We start from the raw sequence: 26,996 nt of genomic DNA, 5'->3' as shown, positions 1-26,996 counted from the left end.
GCTGGGATACGCCAGAGGCCGGCGCATGAGCCCGGCTGCGCCGCGTCATATCTCCGTTCTCGGCCGCGAGGCGGTCGAGATGCTGGCTCCCCAGGACGGCGGCATTTACGTCGATGCGACCTTCGGCGCAGGCGGCTACAGCCGCGCCATTCTCGATACCGCGGGAACCCGGGTCATCGGCATCGACCGCGACCGGTCAGCGATTACCGGCGGGTTCGATCTGGTCGACCGTTCGGGCGGCCGGCTGACCCTGGTCGAGGACCGCTTTTCCAATCTCGACGACGTCTGCGCCGCGCAAGGCATTGACGCCGTCGATGGCGTCGTGATGGACGTCGGCGTTTCCTCGATGCAGCTCGATCAGGCCGAGCGCGGCTTTTCGTTCCGGCTCGGCGGCCCGCTCGACATGCGGATGGGCCATGACGGCCCGACCGCGGCCGATGTGGTGGCCAGGGCTTCCGAGGCCGATCTCGCCAACATCATCTACATCTTCGGCGAAGAGCGCTATTCGCGCGCCGTTGCCCGCGCCATCGTAGCCGCCCGCAAGGAGGCGCCGATCAGCACCACGCAGGCGCTGGCCGATATCGTCTCCAAGGTGGTTCATTCCAAGCCGAACGAGATCCATCCGGCGACGCGGACGTTTCAGGGCTTGCGGATTTTCGTCAACGCCGAACTCGACGAGCTGCATCTGGCGCTGGCCGCGGCCGAGCGCGTGCTGAAGCCGGGCGGACGGCTGGTCGTGGTTTCCTTTCATTCGCTGGAAGATCGCATCGTCAAGGATTTCTTCAACGCCCGCGGCAAGACCGGCGGCGGCTCGCGGCATCGGCCGGAAATGGCGCAGGCCGCACCGAGCTTCCAGATCCTGACCAAGCGCCCGGTGACCCCCGGCGACGCCGAAGTTGCCGCCAATCCGCGCGCGCGCTCCGCCAAACTGCGCGCCGCCGAACGTACCGCGGCGCCTCCGCATGCGGCAGGTGAACTGCCGGCCTGGCCCGTTCTCGCCGACGTGATGAGGGGAGGCTGACCATGCGCGTCATCCATCTTCTCGTCATCGGCATGCTGATATTCGCCGCGGCATATGTTTATCGGATCAAGATGGAATCCACCGCGCGCGTCGAGCGGGTGCTGCGGCTGAATGCGGAAATCCGCGAGCAGCGCGACGCCATCGCGACGTTGCGCGCGGAATGGGCCAAGCTCGATGCGCCGCTGCGGCTGCAGGGCCTCGCCGATCGCTATCTCGGGCTGAAGCCGCTGAGCGCCACGCAATACGACAGCTTGAAGAACCTGCCCGAGCGACCGCCGAGCTTTGCGCGGCCGGGCGCCCCCGACCCGATCGGCGCGATGATCAACACCATCGAGGCGACCGCCGACCCGCAATCCGTGACCGGATCGATACCGGCACCGGCAAACCAGCCGGGGGCTAGGCAATGACCGACCATGCGCTCATCAGGACCACCAACAAGCCGGCGGAGCCGTGGCGGCAGCGGCTGATCCGCAGCCTGCTCTACGGGCGCAATGTCGATCGCGCCGCCAAAGCCCGCGCCCGCGTCGGACTTGCGATCCTGGCATTTGCCTGCGTCTACGCCATCCTTGCCGGACGTCTGGTGATGTTTGCGGTCGGCGCCGACAATCACGGAGCGCGCCGTACCGCTTCGCAGGACGCGATCGCCACCGCACGCCCCGATATCGTCGACCGCAACGGCGAGGTGCTGGCCACCGACGTCAAGGCGCCGAGCCTGTTCGCCGAGCCGCGCCGCATCATCGACAAGGACGAGGCGATCGAACTGCTGACCGCGACGCTGCCGGACCTCGACATCGGCGAGGTGCGCGATCGGATTTCTTCGCGCAAGGGCTTCGCTTGGCTGAAGCGTGAAATCACGCCGAAGCAGCAGCAGGACATCCATCGCCTCGGCATTCCCGGCATCGGCTTCCTGCGCGAGAACAAGCGCGTTTATCCGACCGGCGCCGAAGTTGCGCATTTGATCGGCCTGGTGAACATCGACAACCAGGGCATCGCCGGCATGGAGAAGTGGCTGGACAGCAACGGTCTGGCCGATCTGCACCGCGCCGGCTTTGCCACGGATCGGCTGCAGAAGCCTGTGGAGTTGTCGGTCGACCTGCGCGTCGAGCATGCGCTGCGCGACGAACTCATGAAGGCCAAGGAGAAGTTCAAGGCCAAGGCCGCGTCCGGCATTATCTCCAATGTCAGGACTGGCGAAATCGTGGCGATGGTCTCTCTGCCGGATTTCGATCCCAACAATCCGAGGGAGGCGCACGATCCTGAACGTATCAACCGCCTGACCACCGGCGTCTACGAAATGGGATCGACGTTCAAGGCGTTCACGCTGGCGATGGCGCTCGATTCCGGCAAGATCAACCTGAACTCAATGTGGGATGCGCGGGGAAACCTGCACTACGGCAAGTTCACCATCCATGACAGCCACCAGCTCGGACGTTTCATCAACACCAAGGAAGTGTTCACCTACTCGTCCAATATCGGCGCCGCGCGGATCGCGCTCGGCCAGGGCGTCGAGGCGCACAAGGCGTTCCTCGCCAAGATGGGCCAGTTGACGCGGTTGCGCACCGAGTTGCCGGAGAGTGCTGCTCCGCTGGTGCCGCGCCGCTGGGGTGAGCTGAACACGGTGACCGTCGCGTTCGGCCAAGGCCTGTCGGTGGCGCCTCTGCAGGCGGTGATGGGCATCAACGCACTGGTCAACGGCGGCTACCTGATTCCGCCGACCTTCCTGAAGCGCAGCGAAGCCGAAGCGGCGGCGATGGCCAAGCGGGTGGTCAAGCAGGAGACCAGCGACAAGATGCGGTATCTGATGCGGCTCAATGCCGAAATCGGCACCGCCAAGTCCGCCGACGTCAAGGGCTATTACGTTGGCGGCAAGACCGGCACTTCCGAGAAGGTCATTAACGGCCGCTATGCCAAGAAGCGGGTGCTCAACTCCTTCACTGCGATCATGCCCGCCGACGATCCGATGTATCAAATTCTGGTCATGATCGACGAGCCGCAGGCGCTGCCCGAAACGCATGGTTTCATCACCTCGGGCTGGAATGCGGTTCCGACGGGCGGCAATGTCATTTCCCGGATCGCGCCGCTTCTGGGCGTCGAACCGCGCTTCGATCTGCCGCCGTCCGACCGCCTTATTCTTGCGACATCGAAGACAACCCAGTAATCCATATTGGGAGCATGATCCGGAAAAGTGGTAGCCGGTTTTCCGACAAGATCATGCTCAAAACAAAGAAATGAGAGCGTGATCCATCGGATCAGGCTCGAAGGCGAGCTGCGCCGGCCGGACTGGAAGACCATGAGACTTCGCGACCTCTTCAGCGATGACGCTGTGATCGAGCCGCAGGCGGCAGCCGCCGACGTCAAGGGCCTCGACGTCAAGGGTCTGGACGTCAAGGGCTTGGCGGTCGACAGCCGCGCGGTCAAGCCGGGCGACCTGTTCTTCGCACTCGCCGGCAGCAAGACCGATGGTTCGCGTTTCATCGATTCAGCCATTGCCGCCGGCGCCGTCGCGGTCGCCTTGGAACATGCGCCGCCGGGCGATCGCCGCATACCGTTTGTCGTCACCCCCAATCCGCGCCGCGCGCTGGCGCTCGCAGCAGCACAGTTTTATCCGCGGCAGCCCGCGACCATCGCCGCCGTCACCGGCACCAGCGGCAAGACCTCGGTCGCGGCGTTTGCACGCCAGATCTGGGAGCGGCTGGGGCATGCTTCCGCCAGCATCGGCACCATCGGGCTGGTTTCGCCGAAGCGCACGGTCTACGGCTCGCTGACGACGCCGGATCCGATCGCGCTGCACCGGCAGCTCGACGAGATCACCGCCGACGGCGTCACGCACCTCGCGTTCGAAGCGTCCTCGCACGGGCTCGACCAGTTCAGGCTCGACGGCGTGCGCATCGCCGCCGGCGGCTTCACCAATCTGTCGCGCGACCACATGGATTATCATCCTGACGTCGCGCATTACCTCGCGGCGAAGCTGCGGCTGTTCCGCGACCTCGTTCCTTCAGGTGGCGCGGCCGTGATCTCGGCCGATCATGACTGCTCTCGGGAAGTCATCGACGCCGCGCGTTCGAAACATCTGCGCATCATCGCCGTCGGCCGCAACGCGGACGGGACAGGCGAGGGCATTCGGCTCGTCGAGGCCACGGTCGAAGGCTTTGCGCAAAAGCTCGTGCTCGAACATCGCGGCCAGAGGCATTCGATCAAATTGCCGCTGGTCGGCGAATTCCAGATCGAGAATGCGCTGGTGGCCGCCGGCCTCGCGATCGGCACCGGCAGCGATCCATCAGCGGTGTTCGCAACCCTCGAACATCTCGAAGGCGCGAAGGGGCGGCTGGAACGGGTCGGCGAACATAACGGCGCTCCCATATTCGTCGATTACGCGCACAAGCCGGATGCGCTGGCGAAGGCGCTGCAGGCGTTGCGGCCTTACGCGAAACGCAAGCTGGTGGTGGTGTTCGGCGCCGGCGGCGATCGCGACGCCGGCAAGCGCCCGATCATGGGCGCGATCGCGGCTGACAACGCTGACCACGTCATCGTCACCGACGACAATCCGCGCAGCGAAAATCCCGACGCGATCCGCGCCGCAATTCTCGCCGAAGCGAAGGGCGCCGACGACATCGGCGATCGCACGGAAGCCATCAAGGCCGGCATCTCCGCGCTGCAGCCCGGCGATGCGCTGCTGATCGCCGGCAAGGGCCACGAGACCGGACAGATCGTCGGCGACAAGGTTTTGCATTTCAGCGATCACGAGGCGGTGGCGGCCGCGCTCGCAGCGAGGGTTGCATGAGCGCGACGCCAGTGTGGACGATTGCCGAAGTGGCCCGCGCGTTGGGCGTAGCCGGCGAATTTCCGAATACGCCGATCGACTTCGTGACCCAGGACAGCCGGCTGGTAAAACCGGGATGTTTGTTTGTGGCGCTGAGCGGCACGCCGAGCGGCGGCTTCATTTCGAGTTTCGCCAGCGCCCGTGACGGCTGGGAGTTCGCCGACAAGGCCGAGGTATCGGGCGCGGTGGCGATGATCGTGCCGCACCGGATCGAGGGCGTGAAGATCCCGCAGCTCATCGTCAAGGACACGCTGATCGACGGCCTGTGGGGCTTGGCACGCGCGGCGCGGGCGCGCTTCAACGGACCAGTGATCGGGCTCACCGGCAGCGCCGGCAAGACCAGCACCAAGGAATTCCTCGCGGCCTATCCGAACGCCTATGCCAGCCCTGCCAGCTTCAATAATTTCTGGGGCGTGCCGCTGACGCTGTGCAATGCCAGCCCAAGCGCGAGTGTGTGGGTCGTGGAAATGGGCATGAACCAGACCGGCGAGATCGCGCGGCTCAGTGAACTGACCAGGCCGACCGTGGCGCTCGTTGTGAACGTGCAGCCGGTTCATCTGGAGAAGCTCGGCAGCCTCGAAGCGATCCGGCGCGAGAAGGTGAGCATCGCTTTGGGATTGCCTAAAGACGGCGTGCTGGTATTGCCGACCGACGTCGAGGCGCCGGAATGGAGCGGCAAGGTCGTCCGCTTTGGCGAGACCTCCGCGGTGCGGGCGCTGGATCACACGGCACAGGGCGAAAGCTGGGATGTCAGCGCGCAGGTCGACGGAAAAAAAGTAACGTTCAGCCTGACGCCCGGCGCCCCGCATCGCCTGCAGAACGCGCTCGCCGCACTGGCGTCGATCCATGCCGCCGGCCTCGACGCATCAGCGCTGGCCAAGGAGTTGAACCACGTCGGCATCATGACCGGGCGCGGCGTCGAGCAGATAGCCGATGGCGTCACCGTGATCGACGACAGTTTTAACGGCAACCCGGCCAGCATGGTGGCGGCGCTCGGCAGCCTGAAGGCGCGGCCGGTGACATCAGGCCGGCGCATCGCCATTCTCGGCGACATGCTGGAACTCGGCGCCGATGCGCCCGCCTATCATGAGAAGCTGGCAAGCGATCTGCCCGGCCTCGACGGCGTCTACTGCGTCGGCCCGTTGATGCGTCATCTGTATGACCTGGTGCCGGCCGGCCGGGCGCTGGGCTGGCACGAAGACCCAGCCACGCTCGATCCGCAGAAGATCGCGGCCCTGCTCCGGGGCGGCGACGTGGTGGTGGTCAAGGGCAGCAAAAAGATGTTCTGGGTGAACAAGTTTGTGCCGAGGTTGCTGGCCGCCCTGGAGGCGAAAGCGTAAACTGGCGGGGCTGACTACCCCATGTTTTTGCATGGCGATTCGCGAAGCTTGCCTGCGAGATGACCAAGATTTGCTTGGTTTGAGGACGAAAACGATTATCAAGGCACCCCCGGGCGCCTCCCGCTGAAGACGGCGCAACCAAGCCGCGTGATAGGGCATTTTGAATGTTTTACTGGCTGATCGAGCTTTCCAACACCGTTCCCGGTCTTGGTTTCCTCCGCGGGCTCCTCAACGTCTTCCGCTACATCACCTTCCGCACCGGCGGCGCGATGGTGACGGGCGCGCTGTTCGTGTTCCTGTTCGGTCCCTGGATCATCGATCACCTGCGGCTGCGGCAGGGCAAGGGCCAGCCGATCCGCACCGACGGCCCGGCGTCGCACCTGATCTCCAAGAAGGGCACGCCGACGATGGGCGGGCTGATGATCCTGTCCGGGCTCGTGGTGGCGACGCTGCTGTGGGCCAACCCGGCCAACCCCTATGTCTGGATCGTGCTGGCGGTGACGCTGGGCTTCGGCTTCGTCGGATTTTATGACGACTATCTGAAGGTGACGAAGCAGACCCATAGCGGCTTCGCCGGCAAGCTGCGGCTCCTGATCGAATTCACGATTGCGATTGGTGCCTGCTACGCGCTGGTGCGGCTCGGCCGCGATGCGTCATCGACCTCGCTCGCGATCCCGTTCTTCAAGGAGCTGGTGTTCAACTTCGGCTGGTTCTTCGTGCTGTTCGGCGCCTTCGTGATGGTCGGCTCCGGCAATGCCGTGAACCTGACCGATGGTCTCGACGGTCTGGCGATCGTGCCCGTGATGATCGCCGCCGCCAGCTTCGGCATGATCTCGTATCTGACCGGCAACGCGGTTTTCTCCGACTACCTGCAGATCAATTACGTCGCCGGCACCGGTGAACTCGCGGTGCTGTGCGGCGCGGTGCTCGGCGCGGGCCTCGGTTTCCTCTGGTTCAACGCACCGCCGGCCTCGATCTTCATGGGCGACACCGGCTCGCTCGCGCTCGGCGGCATGCTGGGCGCGATCGCGGTCGCGGTCAAACACGAGATCGTGTTGGCCGTGATCGGCGGATTGTTCGTGCTCGAGGCCATCTCGGTGATCGTGCAGGTGGTGTCGTTCAAGCTGACGGGCAAGCGCGTGTTCCGGATGGCGCCGCTGCATCATCACTTCGAGCAGAAAGGCTGGACCGAGCCGCAGATCGTGATCCGGTTCTGGATCATCTCGGTGATGCTGGCGCTGGCCGGCCTCTCCACGCTGAAACTGCGGTGACACCTTGATCCCCGTCACTTCCTTCGCGGGCAAGACGGTCGCCGTCTTCGGCCTCGGCGGCTCGGGGCTGGCGAGTTGCCATGCGCTGAAGGCCGGCGGCGCCGAAGTGATCGCGGGCGACGACTCGGCCGACAATGTCGCCAAGGCGGCGCAGGCCGGCTTCATCACCGCCGATCTGCGCACTATTTCCTGGGCGAACTTTTCCGCATTGATCCTGACGCCCGGCGCGCCGCTGACGCATCCCGCGCCGCATTGGTCGGTGCTGATGGCGCGCCAGGCCGGCTGTGAGGTCATCGGCGACATCGAATTGTTTTGCCGCGAACGCCGCCGCCACGCGCCGGAGGCGCCGTTCGTCGCCATCACCGGCACCAACGGCAAGTCGACCACCACGGCGCTGATCGCGCATCTGATGCAGGTTGCAGGCTACGACACCCAGATGGGCGGTAACATCGGCACTGCGATCCTGTCGCTGCAGCCGCCGCGGATGGGGCGGGTGCATGTGGTCGAGATGTCGTCCTACCAGATCGATCTCGCGCCGTCGCTCGATCCGTCCGTCGGCATCCTGCTCAATGTCAGCGAAGACCATATCGATCGCCACGGCACGCTGGAAAACTACGCCGCCGTAAAGGCGCGATTGGTTGCGGGCGTGCAGCCGAAGGGCACGTCCATCGTCGGCGTCGACGACGGCTGGTGCCGCAACATCGCCGACCGGCTCGACCGGGCAGGAAAGCACGTGGTGCGGATCTCCGTGAAGAATCCGTTGCCCGACGGCATCTATGTCGAACGCGAAGTCATCGTCCAGGCATCCGGTGGCGCGCGCCGCGAAATTGCAAAGCTCGGCGGCATCGGTTCGCTGCGCGGCCTGCACAATGCGCAGAATGCCGCCTGCGCGGCGGCCTGTGCGCTCGCAATCGGTATCGGCACCGAAACCCTGCAAAGCGGCCTGCGCAGCTTTCCGGGCCTCGCGCATCGCATGGAGCAGGTCGGTCGCCGCGGCAACGTGCTGTTCGTCAACGACTCCAAGGGCACCAACGCCGATGCTGCCGCGCATGCGCTGTCGTCTTTCGCTGACATCTTCTGGATCGCCGGCGGCAAGCCGAAGCTCGGTGGTATCACCAGTCTGACCGAATACTTTCCGCGCATCCGCAAGGCCTATCTGATCGGCGAGGCCGCGCCGGAGTTTGCCGGCACGCTGGGCGAGAAGGTTTCGCACGAGATTTCGCAGACGCTGGATGTGGCGGTCGCCAACGCCGCGCGCGACGCCGAAGCGTCCGGGCTTGCCGACCCCGTAGTGCTGCTGTCGCCGGCCTGCGCCTCATTCGACCAGTACCGCAACTTCGAAATCCGCGGCACCAAGTTCCGCGATCTGGTCACCGCGATGCCGGGCGTCAAGCCGGTGGTGTAGTAGGCGCCGTCATGGCCGGGCTTGTCCCGGCCATCCACGTCTGGGCCGCGAGCAAGGAAGACGTGGATGCCCGGCACAAGGCCGGGCATGACGAACGGAGAGAGTGCGATAAGTCTCAAAGGCGTCGTAAATGGCAGTTCGTGTTCTCTTACGTATCTGCGTTGGTTTCGCGGTCGCGGCGTTCGTAACCATCGCGCATGCGGCGGAACCCGACCGCGTAACTCTCAGCGAACAGACGATTTCGTGGAACACCGTCAAATACGCCACCCATGCGGATAACAGCTTCGTCGACGGCTCCTTCGACAAGACGCAAATCGTCGAGCGCACGTTCAAGGCCCACGTTCTCGAAAACCGCTACTTGAAAGTCACGCTGGTGCCCGAATTCGGCGGGCGGATTGTTTCCATCATCTACAAGCCCACCGGTCACGAACAGCTTTATCGCACCGAAGTCGGCGTTCCCTACGGCATGAAGGCCGGCGTGTTCTATTACGACTGGCTGATGGTCTATGGCGGCATCTTCCCGACGTTTCCGGATGCCGAGCACGGCCGGACCTGGCTGAAGCCGTGGGATTTCAGGATCGTGAAAGAGACCACCAGCGAGATGACGGTGCCGATGTCGCTCAAGGACGACTTTGCGTATGCCGCGGCGCCTAAACAATTTGTCAGAGGCTCGACGGGAATCGAGGCGACGTACTATGTCACGCTGAAAGCCGGTCGCGCCGCGCTCGATGCGCGCGTGGTGCTGAAGAATCCCCAGGACATCGCGATCGACTACGAATACTGGACCTGCACGACGCTGGCGCCGGGATCGGACCCCAATCATCCCCGGACGACCGGCGGCGCCGAAATTATCGCGCCGGTCCAGACCTACAGCACGCCCCACTGGTCGGCTAATCTGTCCGAAGGCGACAGCAGCGCAGGCGAGGGCAGGTTTCATTTCGAGAAACTGCGTTGGTTCAGGAACTGGCCGACGATGGGCATCGCCTACGCCGCGCCCGACATGCAGGGCGGAAATTTCTGGGGCGTGATCAACCACGACAACGAAGAAGGCATCATCCGCGTCGCCGACAACATGGTGACGCCGGGCCTGAAGATGTGGACCTGGGGATTTTCGTCGTTCACCAACGAATCCGACGCCCGCAAGGATCCGAACCCGGCGCGGCCCTACGTCGAACTATGGGCCGGCGCGTCGGACCAGTTTTTTCACAGTGCAAGATTCCCGGCGCGCGGCGAAGTCTCGATCCCGGAAACCTACAGCCCGACCGTCGGCATGCGCAATGTGACGCATGCAAACGAGAATATCCTGGTCAATCTCACGGCCACGGCATCCGGCGTGGATCTCGAGTTCTTCAGCCTTGAGCCGGCCACACCCTTGCGCGTGACGTTGAAGCGCGGCGATGCGATCCTGTTCGATGACTCGGTGACGGCTGATCCGAAAAACGGCAATCGCATTTCCACGCCACTGCCGGCCGGCGGCGGCGAGAAAATACGGCTGACGATCGGAACCGCGCAAGGCAACGCGCTGATATCAACCGAGACAACAATAAAATAGCTCTGCGCTCAGGGGGAGGCATCAATGACGAAAATCAGGATCGGTCTGGCCGGCTGCGGCTTCGTTTCGGAGCTGCATATGCATGCCTACCGGCGCGTCTACGGCGTGAATGTCGAGGTCAAGGCCGTCGCGGCGCGGGGCGACCACGTCGTGGAGTTTGCCCGCCGGCATCACATCCCGACGGCGTATCGCAGTTTTGGCGACCTGATAGCCGACCGCGAGATCGATGTCGTCGACATCTGCACACCGCCCAATCTGCACGCCTCGATGATCGTCGAGGCCATGCAGGTCGGCAAGCATGTGATCTGCGAAAAGCCGTTCAGCGGCTATTTCGGGCACGATGGCGACAGGGCGCCGATCGGCAGGCACGTGCCGAAGGCGCGGATGTACCAGCGCGTGCTCGAAGAAATGGAAGCAACCCGCGCCGCAATCAACCGCACCGGCAAGCTCTTCATGTATGCCGAAGACTGGATCTACGCGCCGGCGGTGACCAAGACGGTGGAGATGCTTAAAGCCACGAAGGACAAGATCCTGTTCATGAAGGGCGAGGAGAGCCACAGCGGCTCGCATGCCGCGCATGCGGCGCAGTGGGCGATGACCGGAGGCGGCTCGCTGATCCGGATGGGATGCCATCCGCTCTCGGCGGTGCTCTATCTCAAGCAGGTTGAGGCCAAGGCGCGCGGCGAGACCATCGGCGTCGCCAGCGTGATCTGCGACGTCGGCAACGTCGCGGCCTGCCTGCGGCCGGAGGAGCGCACCGTGCTCAAGGCCAACCCGGTCGACGTCGAGGACTGGGGCATGCTGTCCGTCACTTTCTCCGACGGCACCAAGGCTGCGGTATTTTCCGGCGACATGATCCTGGGCGGCGTGCGCAACCTGATCGAAACCCATACCTCTGGTGGCGCGCTATACGCCAACATCACGCCGAACACGCACATGATGAGCTACCAGACCTCTGAGGAGAAACTCGCCAACGTCTATATTACCGAAAAGGTCGATCGCAAGACCGGCTGGCAATATGTCTGCCTCGAGGAGGAATGGACGCGCGGGTACTTGCAGGAAATCCAGGACTTCATGGAATGCGTCGCGACCGGCCGGCAGCCGCTCTCGGATCTCGCGCTCGCCTTTGAGACCATCAAGGTCAACTACGCCGGCTATTGGGCCGCGGAAGAGGGCCGCCGCGTCACGCTGTGACGCGTGTTCACCTCGCCCCGCTTGCGGGGAGAGGTCGAAATTCGCGCTAGCGAATTTCGGGTGAGGGGGTACAGGTCTATCGATGAAGTTGCGCTCTTGGAGAGAGCCCCTCATCCCGACCTTCTCCCCGTAAGAACGGGGAGAAGGAGATCAAATGCATCCCGCACTACGCCGCATACACCGACGATTTCGGCAGCGGGAAAACCGGATCCTGGGTCTGGATATTGGTCGGCCAGACCACCGAGATATGTTCGCCGGCGTTTTGCATCACGACCGGTGTCGAGCGCTCGTTCTGGCCGGCGAGCTGCGTCCCCGGCTTGTAGAATTTGACGCCATAGCCCTGGATCGTGCCGCCCGGCGGGATGTCGACGTCGAGCGCCGCCTTGCGAATGGCATCGGGGTCGAAGCCGCCATATTTTTCCTTGGCGACGGGCAGCACGTTGTTGAGCAGGACCCAGGTCTGGTTGAAGCCCATCGAACAATGCGGTGGAACGTCGGTCGCGCCGGTCTTCTCTTTGTAGCGTGTGACCATGATCTTGGTGAGATCGCCGATCCCGGGCGCCAGTTTGGAAGCGTCGAGCAATTGCGCCGGCACCGGATCGATATTGCAGAAGTTGTCGATGTCGGCGCCGAAGGCCGCGCGCAGCTTGTCGAGCTGGCTATAGCCTGCGCCGTTGCCGAACAGCATCTTGAAACGAAGACCGCTCTCGCGCGCCTGGCGCAGCAACAAAGTGATGTCGGGATTGTATCCGGCGTGCGAGATCACGTCGACCTTGGCGCGCTTGAGCTTGGTGATCAGCACCGAGAGGTCGGGCGCGGACGCCGAATAACCCTCCTTGAGCACGACCTGCAGTCCGGCTTCCTTGGCATAGGCCTCGTCGGCGGCGGCGACACCGACGCCGTAGGGACCGTCTTCGTGAATCAGCCCAACCTTGACGTCCTTGGGCTCCATGCCGAGCTTGGCCTTGGCGTGTTCGGCGAGGAAGCCGGCAAAGGCCTGGCCGTACTGATCGGAATGAATCTGCGCGCGGAACACGTATTGCAGGTTCTTGTCCTTGAACACGGCGGTCGAAACCGCTGTCGTGATCCAGAGGATCTTCTTCTGCTGTTCGACCTTCGCCGACAGCGGGACCGCGTGCGAGCTCGCAAAAACGCCGAGGATGATGTCGACCTTCTCCTGGTCGATCAGGCGTGAGGCTTCGTTGATCGCCACATCAGGCTTGCTCTGGGAATCGGCGTTGACAGGGGCGACCTTGTACTTGCCGCCGACGCCGCCCTTCTCGTTGACGAGGTCGATCGCGATTTGCGTACCGACCGAGGAGGCGACCGAGCCGCCGGCCGCGAACGGGCCGGTCAGGTCGTAGATCGTGCCGATGCGCACCGTTTCGGCTTGCGCCTGCGCGCGCGTCCAATCGAGGCTCGCTACCGCGGCAGCGGCGGCGGAATTCTTCAGCAGCGCTCGTCGTGAAGTCGGCATCGCATCCTCCCACCCAACTGGTCTTTTCGACCGTGTTTTCTGCTATTTTTCTGAGTATTTGGCGGTTGTCCCGGAAAGTCAACACGACCATCTGCGGAGGAATGTCGTGAGGCAGCATCGCGTCTCCCTCAAAAGTTACCGTCTCCATTAACCCCGTGGAAACCATCCTCGGCCACCAATGGGCGTTACCTCTGCCATTTGGGGATGCCCATGCTCGCCCGTGACCAACGCACCCCGTTTTCGGAATGGTGGTGGACCGTGGACAAGCTGCTGCTTGCCGCGATCTCCGCGCTGATGCTGGCTGGAATCATCCTGTCGCTGGCGGCTAGCCCGCCGGTGGCGACGCGCATCGGGCTCGACCCGTTCCACTTCTTCAGCCGGCACGTGATGTTCCTGCTGCCGTCGTTCATGGTGCTGATCGCAGTGTCGTTCATGTCGCCGAAGGCGATCCGGCGCAGTGCGCTGTTGGTGTTCGCGGTCTCGATCGTTCTGATCGTGGTGACGCTGGCGTTCGGTCCCGAAGTGAAGGGCTCGCGGCGCTGGATCACGCTGCTCGGCGTCAACATCCAGGCTTCCGAATCCGCCAAACCTGCTTTCGTAGTGATCGCCGCGTGGCTGTTTGCGGAATCGACCAAGCGGCCGGAGATGCCGGCGACCTCGATGGCGATCGTGCTGCTGCTGATGGTGGTGTCGCTCCTGGTGATGGAGCCCGACTTCGGCCAGACCATGCTGCTCTTGATGGTGTGGGGCGCGCTGTTCTTCATCGCCGGCATGCGGATGATCTGGGTGGTCGGCCTCGCCGGCGCCGCCAGCGCCGGATTGTTCGGCGCTTATCTTTTGGTCCCGCACGTCGCGGGCCGTATCAAGCGCTTCATGAACCCGGGCTCGGGCGACACCTTTCAGGTCGATACCGCGATGGAAGCGTTCTGGAATGGCGGCTGGTTCGGCCTTGGCCCCGGCGAAGGCATCGCCAAGCGCAGCCTGCCGGACAGCCATACCGACTTCGTGTTCGCGGTGGCGGCCGAAGAATTCGGCATCATTCTCTGCCTGGCGCTGGTGGCTTTGTTCGCCTTCATCGTGATCCGCACGCTGCTCCGCGCCTACCGCAGCGAGGACATGTTCTCGCGTTTTGCGGCTTCCGGCCTCGCCATCCTGTTCGGCGTGCAGGGTGCGATCAACATGGCGGTCAATCTGCAACTGATCCCCGCCAAGGGCATGACCTTGCCGTTCATCTCCTATGGCGGCTCGTCGATCGTCTCGCTGGCTTACGGCGTCGGCATGATGCTGGCGCTGACGCGGCTGCGGCCGCGCACCGAAGTGGAATCGATGAACGACGCCACTGCGGCGCGTGGTTACGCGTGACCCGGATCCTCCGTCATTGCGAGGAGCGATAGCGACGAAGCAATCCAGCTTTCTTGCTGCTAAGATGGATTGCTTCGCTTCGCTCGCAATGACGGTAGAATGACCCGATGATCGACACCCCTCTGATCCTTCTGGCTGCCGGCGGCACCGGCGGCCATCTGTTTCCGGCCGAGGCGCTCGGCGTCGAACTGATCAAACGAGGCCTGCGCGTGCGGCTCGCAACCGACGCGCGGGCGCTGCGCTACAGCGGGCTGTTCACCCCTGAAAATATCGACGTGGTGCCGAGCGAGACCGTGCGCGGCCGCGATCCGGTGTCGCTGGCGCGCACCGCCTTCATGCTCGGCTACGGCACGCTGGTAGCGGTCAATCTGGTGCGGCGGCTGAAACCGTCCGCCGTGGTCGGCTTCGGCGGCTATCCGACCGTGCCGCCATTGATGGCCGCAAAACTGCTCGGCATATCCAGCGTCATTCACGACGCCAACGCCGTGCTCGGCCGCGCCAATCGCTTTCTCTCCGGCCGCGTCAACGCGATTGCGACCTCGCTGCCCGGCGTGCTCGATCGCGATCCGGCGCTCGCCAGCAAGACCACCACCGTCGGCACGCCGATGCGCCCCGCCGTCCTTGCCGCCGCGGCGGTGCCGTTTGTATCGCCTGAGGCGAACGGGCCACTGCGCCTGCTGGTGGTCGGCGGCAGCCAGGGCGCGCGGGTGATGAGCGACATTGTGCCGCCAGCGATCGAGCGGCTGGAGCCGGCGCTGTGGAGCCGCCTGGTTCTGACGCAGCAGGTGCGCGACGAAGACATGGCGCGGGTGCGCGCGGTCTATGACCGGCTCAAGATCAAGGCCGAACTGGCGCCGTTCTTCGGCGATCTGCCGGCGCGGCTGGCCTCGAGCCATCTGGTAGTGTCGCGCTCCGGCGCCGGCACGGTGGCCGAACTCGCCGCGATCGGCCGGCCCTCGATCCTGGTGCCGCTGCCCGGCGCGATCGACCAGGACCAGTTCGCCAATGCCGGCGTGTTGTCGCAGGCCGACGCGGCGTTGCGGATCGCGCAGAGCGAATTCACCCCGGACCGGCTGGCGTCGGAAATTTCAGCGCTTGCCGCCGAACCGGCGCGGCTGGCCGCGATGGCGACCAATGCCCGCAAGGCTGGCCGGCTCGACGCCGCCGAGCGGCTGGCCGATCTGGTGATGAAAGTGGCCGGAATCTAGAGCAAAACAACGATTTTTCGATGTCTTGGCGTCATGGCCGGGCTTGTCCCGGCCATCCACGTCTTTCATAAGTCGCTGTAAGAAGATGTGGATGCCCGGGGGCATCTCACGGGAAGGCGCGCATTCGCGCTTTTGCCCGGGCATGACGGGAACAGGCGAGATAATTCATGAGACTGCCGCGCGAGATCGGACCCATTCACTTCGTCGGGATCGGCGGCATCGGCATGAGCGGCATCGCCGAGGTGCTGTGCAATCTCGGCTACACGGTGCAAGGCTCGGACGCCTCCGAAAGCGGCAACGTCGCGCGGCTGCGGGAGAAGGGCGTCAAGGTTTCGGTCGGCCACAAGGCCGAGAATGTCGACGGCGCCGACGTCGTCGTGGTCTCGACCGCGATCAAGCGCGACAATCCCGAACTGATGGCGGCGCGCGCCCAGCGCATTCCGGTGGTGCGCCGTGCCGAAATGCTGGCCGAACTGATGCGGCTGAAGAGCTGCGTCGCGATCGCCGGCACCCACGGCAAGACCACGACGACCACGATGGTGGCAACGCTGCTCAGCGATCTCGATCCGACCGTCATCAACGGCGGCATCATCAATGCCTATGGCTCCAATGCGCGGCTCGGCGCCGGTGACTGGATGGTGGTGGAGGCCGACGAAAGCGACGGTACCTTCCTGAAACTGCCGTCCGACGTCGTCATCGTTACCAATATCGACCCCGAGCATCTCGACCACTTCAAGACGTTTGAGGCGATCCAGGACGCGTTCCGGAATTTCGTCGAGAACGTGCCGTTCTACGGCTTTGCGGTGATGTGCACCGATCATCCCGTGGTACAGACTCTCGTCGGCAAGATCGAAGACCGCCGCATCATCACCTACGGCGAAAACCCGCAGGCCGATGCAAGGCTGGTCGATCTGACGCCGATGGGCGGCGGCTCCAGGTTCAAGGTCGTGTTCCGCAACCGCAAGACCGACGCCACGCACGAGATATCGGACATCATGCTGCCGATGCCGGGACGGCACAACGCCTTGAACGCCACCGCGGCGATCGCGGTTGCCCACGAGCTCGGCATTCCCGACGACGCCATCTGCAAGGCGCTTGCGGGCTTCGGCGGTGTCAAGCGCCGCTTCACCAAAACCGGCGAGTGGAACGGCGTCACCGTCATTGATGACTACGGCCATCACCCCGTCGAGATCGCGGCCGTGCTGAAGGCGGCACGCGAATCCACCAATGGCAAGATCGTCGCCGTGGTGCAGCCGCATCGCTATACCCGCCTGCAATCGCTGTTCGAGGAATTTTGCACCTGCTTCAACGATGCCGACGCGGTCGTGGTCGCCGACGTCTATCCGGCCGGCGAAGCGCCGATCCCGGGCATCGACCGCGACCATTTCGTGCTGGGCCTGCGCGCGCACGGCCATCGCGAAGTGATCCCGCTGCCGAGCGCCGGCGAACTCGCCAGGATCGTTCACGGCCATGCCGGCCGCGGCGATCTGGTCGTCTGCCTCGGCGCCGGCAGCATCACGCAATGGGCCTACGCGCTGCCCGGCGAATTGAAGGCGCTGGGGTGATGAGCGTATCTCTCTCAACGCCGTCATGGCCGGGCTTGTCCCGGCCATCCACGTCTTTACTTCGTGATGGTATCGTAGAGGTCGTCCCAATCCGGATTCATCGCGACAATCTTCCGAATCTTCCACGCGCGCGGCCAATGTTTGATGTTGTGCTCGCGTTGAATGGCGTCCCGGATATCGTCGAACTGCTCGAAGTAGACCAATCGCTTCAATCCGTAGCGCTTGGTGAACCCGGCAACGAAGCCGGAACGATGTTCGAATATTCGACGGAAAAGGTCGCTCGTTACGCCGACGTAAAGGATGCCGTCCGGCGCGTTGGTCAGAATATATACGTAGCCGCCTTTCATGCGGTTAGTCTGCAAGACGTGGATGGCCGGGACAAGCCCGGCCATGACGAGTTGAGAGAGGGTAGCCAGCTATCGACGGGGCTGCGTAACCGATGACCTTCCCCGACATCACGCCCGATCTCAAAGCCGCGATGCCGCAACTGCGCGGGCGGCTGCTGGCGAACCAGTCGCTTTCGGAGTTGACGTGGTTTCGCGTCGGCGGTCCGGCGCAGGTGCTGTTCACGCCGGCGGATGAGGACGACCTCGCTTACTTTCTGAGACATCTACCAAGAGAATTGCCGGTCTACGTCGTTGGCGTCGGCTCCAACCTGATCGTGCGCGACGGCGGTATCGAAGGCGTCGTGATCCGGCTGTCGCCGCGCGCGTTCGGCGAAACCGGCGCCGAGGGCGACGTCGTCAGTGCAGGAACGGCCGCGCTCGACAAGCGCGTGGCGGAAACCGCGGCGGCCGCCGGTGTCGGCGGCATGGAGTTCTTCTTCGGCATTCCCGGCACCATCGGCGGCGCGCTGCGCATGAACGCCGGGGCCAACGGCAGCGAGACCAAGGACGTCCTGATCGAGGCGGTCGGCATCGGCCGCGACGGCACCCGGCAAGTGTTCAGCAATGCCGAGATGAAATTCGTCTACCGCAGCAGCGGCGTCGATCCCTCGATCATCTTTACGTCGGCGCGTTTTCGCGGCGCCATCACTGATCCCGAGATCATTCGCGCGCGGATGAATGAGGTGCAGACCCATCGCGAGACCGCGCAACCGATCCGCGAAAAGACCGGCGGTTCGACCTTCAAGAACCCGCCCGGCCACAGCGCGTGGAAACTGGTCGACGCAGCCGGCTGCCGTGGTCTGCGTGTCGGCGGCGCGCAGGTTTCGGAAATGCACTGTAACTTTCTCATCAACACTGGCAACGCCACCGGGCATGATATTGAAACACTGGGCGAAACCGTACGTGAACGGGTTAAAGCGAATTCGGGAATCGAGCTACATTGGGAAATCAAGCGGATCGGGATTTCAAAGTAATTGTCATTCCGGAGCGATGCGAAGCATCGAATCCGGAATCTCGAGATGATGTGCGAGAAGGAGATTCCGGGTCTGCGCCTTCGGAGCATCCCGGAATGACGAAGCAGTAGGGCAGGGCTGATGCGGACGACCATTCTCTTCGGCGGCACCAACAAGGAGCGTCTGGTCTCGGTGGCGAGCGCGCAGGCGCTGCATCGGGCGTTGCCGGAGGCGGACCTCTGGTTCTGGCATGCGGCCGACACCGTGCATGAGGTGAAATCCGAGACCCTGCTCAATCACAAGCGGCCGTTCGAGGACGCGTTCGAACCCGGCAGTCGCGGCGTCGGATTCGAGGCGGCGCTCGACAAGGCCAAAGCCGACGATCGCGTGCTGGTGCTCGGGCTGCACGGCGGCAGGGCAGAGAATGGCGAACTGCAGGCCGCCTGCGAAATGCGCGGCATTCCCTTTACGGGGTCCGGCTCAGCGTCCTCGAATCTCGCTTTCGACAAGACCGCAGCCAAGCGCTTTGCCGCGATTGCCGGCGTCAAGGCGCCGGAGGGCATCGCGCTGGAAGATATCGATGACGCTTTCGCCGAATACGGCAGGCTGATTGCGAAACCGGCGCGGGACGGATCGAGCTATGGCCTGATTTTCGTCAATGCGAAGCAGGACCTTGTCGCCGTCCGCAATGCGGCGAAAACCGAAGAGTATCTGATCGAGCCGTTCGTCTCCGGCGTGGAGGCGACCTGCGGCGTGCTGGAGCGCTCGGACGGCAGCATTATCTCGCTGCCGCCGGTCGAGATCATTCCGGGGGAGGGCGCGTTCGACTACACCGCGAAATACCTGCTGAAATCGACTCAGGAGATCTGCCCCGGCCGCTTTTCGTCCGAGATCACCAAAGCGCTGATGGAGCAGGCGCTGCGGGCGCACCGGGCGCTGTCTTGCAGCGGCTATTCCCGCACCGACTTCATCGTCTCGGACAAGGGACCGGTTTATCTCGAAACCAATACCCTGCCGGGGCTGACGGCGGCCTCGCTCTATCCCAAGGCGCTCAAGGCGCAGGGGATCGAATTTGCTGATTTCCTGCGCGACCAGATCGTTTTGGCCGAAAAGCTCAGCCGGGAGCGGATTTGACCGCGCAGCCAAGGCCTTAACGAGGCTTTGCCAAGACCTTGGGCGGGGAACCGGCCCGGCCATGAGAATTATTACTAAAATCCTAACCAATGTCAGGCAAACGACAGAGAAGACGCACCAAAACGCGTCCCTAACCCACCCAATTTACACTTTGTTTACCAGGAAGTCCGAAGGTTAACGCTGGCGGCGCATGTGGCGCTTGGCTGCCGGGGCGTGCGCTGTTCCGACTTTGAGGTCAGCACGCAAGTCGGCATCACCAGGAGTCATCTGTGTCGGACCCGCAAAAATGCTTGCGGGAACAACACTTGGACAGGCTCGTGCAATGGATGGTGCAGGACGCCTCGCTCGATCACTGAGATCGCTGAGGCCCCAAGCTGACCTGAAAGCCGCCGCCATTGGAGCGGTGGTGCTGCTGCGCGAGTGGCTGGGCCTTCGTGCCCGCATTAAGGCTCCGATCGATCGCACGCCGCCAAACCGGATCATTTTGTGGCTGGAGCGCACCCTTCCGAGCCGCACCGGCGTCATTCTGACCGTGCTGATGCTGCTCGGCAGTGCCGGCCTCGGAATCGTCAAGGGCGGCCATCTCGACGATTTCACGGCAGCGCTCAGCGATACCCGCAATGCGCTGGCCAATTCGGCCGGGTTCCGCATCACCACCGTTGCCATCAACGGCCGCAAGCAACTGAGCCAGGACGAGGTGCTCGCGATCGGCGGCGTCAACGGCCGTTCCTCGCTGCTGTTCCTCGACGCCGCCACCGTGCGCGACAAGCTCAAGGCCAATCCGTGGATATCAGACGCCACCATTCTGAAATTCTATCCCGGCCAGCTCCAGATCGACATCGTCGAGCGCTCGGCGTTCGCGTTGTGGCAGCAGGACGGCCGCCTGTCGGTGATCTCCGAGGACGGTGCGGTGCTGGAACCATTCGTGGCGCGGCGCTTCGTTTCGCTGCCGCTGGTGGTGGGCAAGGGCGCCGACAGCAAGGCGCGTGATTTCCTCGCGCTGCTGGACCGTTACCCGCAGGTCCGTTCCGTGACCAAGGCCGCGGTCTTCGTTGGCGAACGGCGCTGGAATTTGCGGCTCAAGGACGGGCTCGATATTCGTCTGCCGGAGAACGACGTCGGCAACGCGCTGGCGGTCCTGACCAAGCTCGACAAGGACGACAAACTGTTCTCGCGCGACATCACAGCCGTCGACATGCGGCTGCCGGACCGCTTGACGGTGCAACTGTCCGAGGACGCGGCCAAGGCCCGCGACGAACTGTTCAAGGACAAGAAGACCAAGAAAAAGGCCGGTGACGCATGACCGGCCTCGATCGCACCCAGACCCCGAAGACGCGGCCGATGGACCAGAAGCGCACCGCGCTGGTGGCTTCCCTCGATATCGGCACCAGCAAGATCGCCTGCATGATCGCGCGGCTGAAGCCGTGCCCGCCCAACGATGCCCTGCGCGGCCGCAGCCATGCGGTCGAACTGATCGGCTACAGCCAGATCCAGTCGCGCGGCGTCAAGTCGGGCTCGGTGGTCGATCTCGCCGAATGCGAGCAGGCGGTACGCCAGGCGGTTTCGATGGCCGAACGCATGGCCAAGGTTCGGGTCGAGTCAGTCTTGCTGTCGGTTTCCGGCGGCCGGCTGCAGGGCCAACTGGTCGAGGCCGCCGCCGACATCAAGGGCGGCTCGGTTACCTCGGACGACGTCACCCGCGTCACCTCGACCGGAATGCGCCACGCCACCGGCGAGGGCCGCACCGTGCTGCATGCGCTGCCGGTCGGCTACGCGCTCGACGGCGTCAAGGGCATCCGCGACCCCCGGGGCATGGTGGCGCGGCAGTTCGGCATCGACATGAATGTGGTGACGGCGGACGCCACCGTCGCCCGCAACCTGATGCTGGTGGTCGAACGCTGCCATCTCAACGTCGAGGCCATGGCGGCGTCGCCTTATGTCGCGGCTCTTTCGGTCCTGACCGACGACGAAGCCGATTTGGGCGCCGCCGTGGTCGAAATGGGCGCCGGATCGACCACAATCGCGACCTTTTCCGGTGGCCGCTTCGTCCATGCCAGTGGTTTTGCGGTCGGCGGGCAGCACATCACGATGGATCTTGCACGTGGTGTCGGCGCATGCATTGCGGATGCCGAGCGAATCAAGACGTTATACGGCACAGTGCTGACCGGCGGGTCGGACGCGCGCGAGTTGATGTCCGTACCGACGTCAGGCGACGAACGTGACGCGCCGCAGATCGTATCGCGGGCCACGATCGCAAACATCGTTCGGCATCGCGCCGAGGAGATTTTTGAAATGATCCGGGACCGGCTCGCGGATTCTCCCTTTGCGGCAGAGCCGAAGGCGCGGGTTGTCTTGAGCGGCGGCGCGTCCCAGCTCACCGGCACCGTCGAGCTCGCCACCCGTATCCTCAACCGGCCGGTCCGGATCGGCCGTCCGCTCGGTTTCGGCCGGCTGCCCAGCGAGGCCAAGAGCGCCTCGTTCGCGGTACCTGCGGGCCTTCTGGTCTATCCGCAATACGCTCATCTTGAACATGTCGAACCGCGGCATACGCGGCAGGTCAGGACAGGGACTGACGGCTATTTCGGAAAGGTCGGACGATGGCTTCGCGAGGGGTTCTGATGACCGATCCAGTGAGCAGACGACTTTCACCAACTCCCGCGGCCGCCGGCCGGGGCGAACCAACGCGCGCGACGTAATCGAGAGGCAACCATGGCACTCAATCTGACACCCCCTGACATCAGCGAGCTGAAACCGCGGATTACCGTCTTCGGCGTCGGTGGCGCAGGCGGCAATGCCGTCAACAACATGATCACTGCCGGGTTGCAGGGTGTCGACTTCGTCGTCGCCAACACCGACGCGCAGGCGCTGACCATGTCGAAGGCGCAGCGCATCGTGCAGATGGGCACCCAGGTCACGCAAGGCCTCGGTGCCGGATCGCAGCCCGACGTCGGTGCGGCCGCAGCCCAGGAAGTCATCGATGAGCTCCGCGACCATCTCACCGGCGCCAACATGGTGTTCGTCACCGCCGGCATGGGCGGCGGCACCGGCACTGGCGCCGCTCCCGTCATCGCCAAGACCGCGCGCGACATGGGCATCCTCACCGTCGGCGTGGTGACCAAGCCGTTCCACTTCGAAGGCCAGCGCCGCATGCGCACCGCCGAAGCCGGCATTGCCGAGCTGCACAAGGTGGTCGACACGCTCCTGATCATCCCGAACCAGAACCTGTTCCGGGTCGCCAACGAAAAGACCACCTTCGCCGACGCCTTCGCGATGGCCGACCAGGTGCTGTATTCGGGCGTCGCCTGCATCACCGACCTGATGGTCAAGGAAGGCCTGATCAATCTCGACTTCGCCGACGTGAGGGCGGTGATGAAGGAGATGGGCAAGGCGATGATGGGTACCGGCGAAGCCACCGGCGAGAAGCGCGCGCTGACCGCGGCTGAAGCTGCGATCGCCAACCCGCTGATCGACGATAGCTCGATGAAGGGTGCGCGCGGCCTGCTGATCTCGATCACCGGCGGCAAGGACCTGACCCTGTTCGAAGTCGACGAAGCCGCCACGCGCATTCGCGAGGAAGTCGACCAGGACGCCAACATCATCGTCGGCGCCACCTTCGACGAGAGCCTCGACGGTATCATCCGCGTCTCGGTCGTCGCCACCGGCATCGAACAGGCGTTGATCGCCCGCAACCAGACACCGGCTGCGGTCGCAACCCCGGTTGCGACCTCGGCCCCCGACAGCCGTCTGGCCGAACTGACTGCACGGCTGCGCGCCGACAATGCGCGGATGGCCGAACGCGCCCAGAAGCTCGAACCCGCGGCTCAGGCGGCTCCGGCTCCGGCACAGGCGCAGCAGCGCCAGTCCAGCAACGTCGAACGTGCGGCTTTGGCCGCGATTGCCGCCGCCGTCGCTGCGCCCGAAGCGTCGCAGCAGGCGCCGCTGCAGTCCGCCTCCTACGGCGACGTCACGGTTCGCCCAATCGCCCAGAAGCCGACCTTGTTCCCGGATCACCACGACGCCCCCCGGGTCGAGGCTGCCGAGCCGGTGATGCCCGAAACCTTTATTCCGCAGGCGGCCGAACGTCCGCCGGCACGTTCGCCGCGGATGCCGAAGTTCGAGGACCTTCCGATGCCGGCGCAGGCCGAAATCCGGCAGGCCCGCGGCGACGCCGAGGAAGAGCATCCGCAGAAGACCCGGCTGTCGCTGCTGCAGCGGCTCGCCAATGTCGGCCTCGGCCGCCGCGACGAAGAGACCGAGCCGCCGATCGCGGCCCGCGCCTCCGGCCCTTCGATGTCGCCGCTGCCGCCGCTCCCCGAGCGCAAACCGCAGCGCACCGTCGCGCAGCAAATGTCAGAGAATCAGCCGGTATCGGAGTATGCAAGGCGGCCCGCACCGCAAGGTTTGGACACCCACGGCCGCCCAACACCTGTTGCAGCGGCGCCACAGGGCGACGACCATCTTGATATCCCGGCCTTCCTGCGCCGGCAGGCCAACTGAAGTTTGTTACAATTCTGACGACCCGAAGGGCCCCGGCTGATCCAGCCGGGGCCCTTTTCTTGATGATTGCGGCAAGATCGTGTGGGATGCGCAACTACCTGATTTTAAATCATTAATTATGCATTCGGTGGTCAAATGACCCGACCGGAATGGTGTCCAAACGGTTCGGAATTTGGTTAAGCCTTGGCGCGAATGCGGCAGAGATAGGGTAACAATCGGTAAAAAAGCGTGAGTTGGCGCGCTTTAGGGCAGTGACTATGGTCTGCCGTGACTTGGGGATACCTAAACTTCGAATCGGCGTGCAAAGCGTGGTTCCGGTCTTGGGTATAAGTCGGTAGTGGGCAGTTATCGTATGAAATTCAGCCGCCAAACCACGCTTCGGTCGCAAGCCACCGTGACGGGCGTCGGCGTACATTCGGGTCTTCCCGTTAATCTCACCATTGGACCTGCACCGATCGATGCAGGTTTTATTTTTGTCCGCACCGGTCTCGAAGACGCCGACCGCGAAGTTCCGGCCGTGGCGGCATCCGTCATCGCCACCGACCTCGCGACCGTTCTCGGCGATAGCGACGGTCCGCTGGTTTCCACCGCCGAACACGTGCTCGCAGCCTTGCGCGGCATGGGCGTCGACAACGCCATCATCGAAGTCGATGGGCCCGAAGTTCCGATCATGGACGGAAGTGCTGCGGCTTTCGTCGCTGCCATCGATCAGGCCGGTATCGTCACCCAGTCCGCCACCCGCCGTTTCATCCAGGTGCTGAAGCCGGTGCAGGTGGCGATCGGCGACAGTTTTGGCGAGTTGCGCCCCCATGCAAACGGGTTCCGCGCCGAAGTCGAAATCGATTTCGCCAATCCCGCGATCGGCCGCCAGAATTTTGCCTTCGACCTCAGCGCGGAAAGCTTCCGCCGCGAAGTGTCGCGCGCCCGCACCTTCGGTTTCATGAACGAAGTGGCGCGGCTCTGGAACGCCGGCTTCGCCCGCGGCGCGTCCTTTGAGAATACCGTGGTGTTCGACGAAGCCCGCCTGCACAACGCCGAAGGCCTGCGCTTCGCCGATGAATGCGTCCGTCACAAGGTGCTCGACGTGATCGGCGATCTCGCGCTGGCCGGTCTGCCGCTGCAGGGCGTCTTCCGCTCGGTACGTGGCGGCCACAAGCTCAATCATGCCGTGCTGACGGCCCTCTTGGCCGATCACAGCGCCTGGCGGGTGGTCGAAGCCGAACCGGCGCGCCGTTCCCGCGGCCATGTCGAGGCAGGTGCTGGCATGGTCGGCGGCATGATCGCCCCGGCCTACGGCCCGGATGTGTCCTGACTTTCGACTTCGAAATCTCCTGAGTTTCCACTTGGAAATCTCCTGATTCCCTGACTTTCGGCTTCGTGATGGGCGCCTGCGCCCGCCGTCCTGTAGGCTGTGCCGGACGCATCGACAGGAGCCGCCATGCTCGCCTCGATCATTTTCAATGTCGTCCTTATCGCCATCATGGTTTGGTGCGGGCGCTTCACCGCGAAATATGCGGTGCAAAAAGGCCGCTCCCGACGTCCCTGGTTCCTGCTCGGCGCGCTGTTCTTTCCGATTCCGTCGATTGTGCTGGCGCTTTTGCCGCCCCGCGGCGATCCGACCTTGCCGGGGCGTTTTCCGCAGTAACCACAATTGGTAACGATGCGGTTCTGCCGCCTTAATCCGGGCGAATTGGCCCCGTATTCGGTTGGTTAACGATCGTTTTTCGGCTACACAGGCCTTGCGGTTGCGCGATCTCGCGCCGCGAGGCCTTTGAAGAATTGGGCGCCTAAAAAACTAGGCATCGGGAATAGGCGTCCATGACCGCGGTTCATGGACGGGGCGGACGGATAAATGCCGTATCACCATCAACCGCACCAGAGGCGTCAGGTCTTAACTTCATGTCGGCACAGCGTATGACGCTCGAACCACGCAAGTCATCCGGCACCTCCGGCTTTAGCGGGTCCTTGGTCCGCACGCTGCGGCTGGCGGGGGGATTGATCGCGCTGGCCATTCCCTTGAGCGGATGCGGCACCGGCGCGCTGTGGGACAAGTTCACCGCCAAGGACGACACCTTCGTCGAGGAACCCGCGGACAAGCTCTACAATGAGGGCTTGTACCTGATGAACCAGCGCAAGGATAACAAGGCGGCGTCGAAGAAATTCGAGGAAGTCGATCGCCAGCATCCTTATTCCGACTGGGCGCGCAAATCGCTGCTGATGTCGGCCTATGCGTTCTACAATTCCGGCGACTATGACAACTGCATCGGTGCGGCGACCCGTTACGTCACGCTGCATCCCGGCAGCCCCGATTCGGCTTACGCGCAGTACCTGATCGCGGCGTCGCATTACGACCAGATTCCGGATATTTCCCGCGACCAGGGCCGCACCGAGAAGGCGATCGCGGCGCTGGAAGAGGTGATTCGCAAATATCCGACCTCGGAATACGCCACCTCCGCCAAGGCCAAGCTGGAAGGCGCGCGCGACCAGCTCGCCGGCAAGGAAATGGACGTCGGCCGCTATTACATCGAAAAGCGCGACTACACCGCCGCCATCAACCGCTTCAAGACCGTGGTCACCCGCTACCAGACCACGCGGCATGTCGAGGAAGCGCTGGCCCGGCTCACCGAGGCCTATATGGCGATCGGCATCGTCGGCGAGGCGCAGACCGCGGCGGCCGTCCTTGGCCACAATTTTCCTGACAGCCGCTGGTACAAGGACGCCTATAATCTTGTAAAGTCCGGTGGTCTCGAGCCGAGCGAGAATCAGGGTTCCTACATTTCCAGGGCCTTCAAGAAGATAGGCCTCGGCTAG

The 26,996-nt window shown here is 63.9% G+C and carries 22 protein-coding genes; 20 read left to right on the top strand and 2 right to left on the bottom strand.

Features of this window, described 5'->3' with window-relative positions; genetic code table 11:
- The first annotated feature begins 25 nt into the window (after positions 1-25).
- The 9 genes from rsmH to BLS26_RS09780 all read left to right on the top strand — a co-directional run bounded on the left by rsmH (position 26) and on the right by BLS26_RS09780 (position 11,603).
- Positions 26-1,021 carry a 16S rRNA (cytosine(1402)-N(4))-methyltransferase RsmH gene (gene rsmH / locus BLS26_RS09820; RefSeq protein ID WP_092510544.1) on the top strand — a complete coding sequence of 332 codons (996 nt, stop codon included), beginning with the start codon at positions 26-28 and terminating at the stop codon, positions 1,019-1,021.
- A gap of 2 nt (positions 1,022-1,023) precedes the next feature.
- A complete protein-coding gene (locus tag BLS26_RS09815) occupies positions 1,024-1,428 on the top strand; it encodes a hypothetical protein (protein WP_092510542.1) in 405 nt (134 codons plus the stop codon).
- Positions 1,425-3,179 carry a penicillin-binding protein 2 gene (locus BLS26_RS09810; protein WP_092510540.1) on the top strand — a complete coding sequence of 585 codons (1,755 nt, stop codon included), beginning with the start codon at positions 1,425-1,427 and terminating at the stop codon, positions 3,177-3,179. Before BLS26_RS09815 ends, BLS26_RS09810 begins: the two co-directional genes overlap by 4 nt.
- Before the next feature lie 132 nt (positions 3,180-3,311).
- Positions 3,312-4,802, top strand: coding sequence for a UDP-N-acetylmuramoyl-L-alanyl-D-glutamate--2,6-diaminopimelate ligase (locus BLS26_RS09805; RefSeq protein WP_092517877.1), 1,491 nt, complete (start codon positions 3,312-3,314; stop codon positions 4,800-4,802).
- Positions 4,799-6,181, top strand: coding sequence for a UDP-N-acetylmuramoyl-tripeptide--D-alanyl-D-alanine ligase (murF, locus tag BLS26_RS09800; protein ID WP_092510538.1), 1,383 nt, complete (start codon positions 4,799-4,801; stop codon positions 6,179-6,181). The genes BLS26_RS09805 and murF overlap by 4 nt, the downstream gene beginning before the upstream one ends.
- 164 nt (positions 6,182-6,345) lie before the next feature.
- Positions 6,346-7,452, top strand: a complete 1,107-nt coding sequence (gene mraY / locus BLS26_RS09795; RefSeq protein ID WP_092510536.1) for a phospho-N-acetylmuramoyl-pentapeptide-transferase — start codon at positions 6,346-6,348, stop codon at positions 7,450-7,452.
- Between the two features lie 4 nt (positions 7,453-7,456).
- Entirely contained in the window at positions 7,457-8,857 is a 1,401-nt protein-coding gene (gene murD / locus BLS26_RS09790; RefSeq protein ID WP_092510535.1) for a UDP-N-acetylmuramoyl-L-alanine--D-glutamate ligase, read from the top strand.
- A gap of 130 nt (positions 8,858-8,987) precedes the next feature.
- Positions 8,988-10,409, top strand: coding sequence for a DUF5107 domain-containing protein (locus BLS26_RS09785; protein ID WP_092510533.1), 1,422 nt, complete (start codon positions 8,988-8,990; stop codon positions 10,407-10,409).
- A gap of 24 nt (positions 10,410-10,433) precedes the next feature.
- Complete coding sequence (locus BLS26_RS09780; RefSeq protein ID WP_092510531.1) at positions 10,434-11,603, top strand: Gfo/Idh/MocA family protein; 1,170 nt, start codon at positions 10,434-10,436, stop codon at positions 11,601-11,603.
- A 166-nt stretch (positions 11,604-11,769) separates the two neighbouring features.
- Here BLS26_RS09780 and BLS26_RS09775 read toward each other — a convergent pair whose 3' ends face one another.
- Complete coding sequence (locus tag BLS26_RS09775) at positions 11,770-13,080, bottom strand: ABC transporter substrate-binding protein (RefSeq protein ID WP_092510529.1); 1,311 nt, start codon at positions 13,078-13,080, stop codon at positions 11,770-11,772.
- Positions 13,081-13,290: 210 nt separating this feature from the next.
- Here BLS26_RS09775 and ftsW point away from each other — a divergent pair, with 210 nt between their 5' ends.
- The 3 genes from ftsW to murC all read left to right on the top strand — a co-directional run bounded on the left by ftsW (position 13,291) and on the right by murC (position 17,215).
- Positions 13,291-14,442 (top strand): putative lipid II flippase FtsW, encoded by a 1,152-nt coding sequence (gene ftsW, locus BLS26_RS09770; protein WP_092517876.1) that lies wholly within the window; start codon positions 13,291-13,293, stop codon positions 14,440-14,442.
- A gap of 107 nt (positions 14,443-14,549) precedes the next feature.
- Entirely contained in the window at positions 14,550-15,650 is a 1,101-nt protein-coding gene (gene murG / locus BLS26_RS09765; RefSeq protein ID WP_092510527.1) for an undecaprenyldiphospho-muramoylpentapeptide beta-N-acetylglucosaminyltransferase, read from the top strand.
- A gap of 167 nt (positions 15,651-15,817) precedes the next feature.
- A complete protein-coding gene (gene murC, locus BLS26_RS09760) occupies positions 15,818-17,215 on the top strand; it encodes a UDP-N-acetylmuramate--L-alanine ligase (protein WP_092510525.1) in 1,398 nt (465 codons plus the stop codon).
- A 56-nt stretch (positions 17,216-17,271) separates the two neighbouring features.
- Here the strand turns inward: murC and BLS26_RS09755 are convergent, their stop codons facing one another.
- A complete protein-coding gene (locus BLS26_RS09755; protein ID WP_092510523.1) occupies positions 17,272-17,607 on the bottom strand; it encodes a GIY-YIG nuclease family protein in 336 nt (111 codons plus the stop codon).
- Between the two features lie 47 nt (positions 17,608-17,654).
- On the opposite strand from BLS26_RS09755, the gene murB reads away from it, so the two are divergent.
- The 8 genes from murB to BLS26_RS09710 all read left to right on the top strand — a co-directional run bounded on the left by murB (position 17,655) and on the right by BLS26_RS09710 (position 26,996).
- A complete protein-coding gene (murB, locus tag BLS26_RS09750) occupies positions 17,655-18,575 on the top strand; it encodes a UDP-N-acetylmuramate dehydrogenase (RefSeq protein WP_092510521.1) in 921 nt (306 codons plus the stop codon).
- Positions 18,576-18,695: 120 nt separating this feature from the next.
- Positions 18,696-19,688: an ATP-grasp domain-containing protein gene (locus BLS26_RS09745; RefSeq protein ID WP_092510519.1), complete on the top strand. Its 993-nt coding sequence runs from the start codon at positions 18,696-18,698 to the stop codon at positions 19,686-19,688.
- A gap of 322 nt (positions 19,689-20,010) precedes the next feature.
- A complete protein-coding gene (locus BLS26_RS09735; protein WP_092510515.1) occupies positions 20,011-20,991 on the top strand; it encodes a cell division protein FtsQ/DivIB in 981 nt (326 codons plus the stop codon).
- On the top strand, positions 20,988-22,307 hold the full coding sequence (ftsA, locus tag BLS26_RS09730) for a cell division protein FtsA (RefSeq protein WP_092510513.1): 1,320 nt from the start codon (positions 20,988-20,990) through the stop codon (positions 22,305-22,307). Before BLS26_RS09735 ends, ftsA begins: the two co-directional genes overlap by 4 nt.
- A 90-nt stretch (positions 22,308-22,397) precedes the next feature.
- The gene (ftsZ, locus tag BLS26_RS09725) at positions 22,398-24,185 is read left to right on the top strand and encodes a cell division protein FtsZ (RefSeq protein WP_092510511.1); all 1,788 of its coding nucleotides are present in this window, start codon (positions 22,398-22,400) and stop codon (positions 24,183-24,185) included.
- A gap of 352 nt (positions 24,186-24,537) precedes the next feature.
- On the top strand, positions 24,538-25,497 hold the full coding sequence (gene lpxC / locus BLS26_RS09720; protein ID WP_092510509.1) for a UDP-3-O-acyl-N-acetylglucosamine deacetylase: 960 nt from the start codon (positions 24,538-24,540) through the stop codon (positions 25,495-25,497).
- A gap of 126 nt (positions 25,498-25,623) precedes the next feature.
- A complete protein-coding gene (locus tag BLS26_RS09715) occupies positions 25,624-25,830 on the top strand; it encodes a hypothetical protein (protein ID WP_092510507.1) in 207 nt (68 codons plus the stop codon).
- 254 nt (positions 25,831-26,084) lie between these two features.
- Positions 26,085-26,996, top strand: a complete 912-nt coding sequence (locus BLS26_RS09710) for an outer membrane protein assembly factor BamD (protein ID WP_092510505.1) — start codon at positions 26,085-26,087, stop codon at positions 26,994-26,996.

Origin of the sequence: Afipia sp. GAS231 (genome assembly GCF_900103365.1) — a bacterium.
In the GTDB taxonomy this organism is placed as follows: domain Bacteria; phylum Pseudomonadota; class Alphaproteobacteria; order Rhizobiales; family Xanthobacteraceae; genus Bradyrhizobium.
This window is presented reverse-complemented; position numbering and strand designations above follow the sequence as displayed.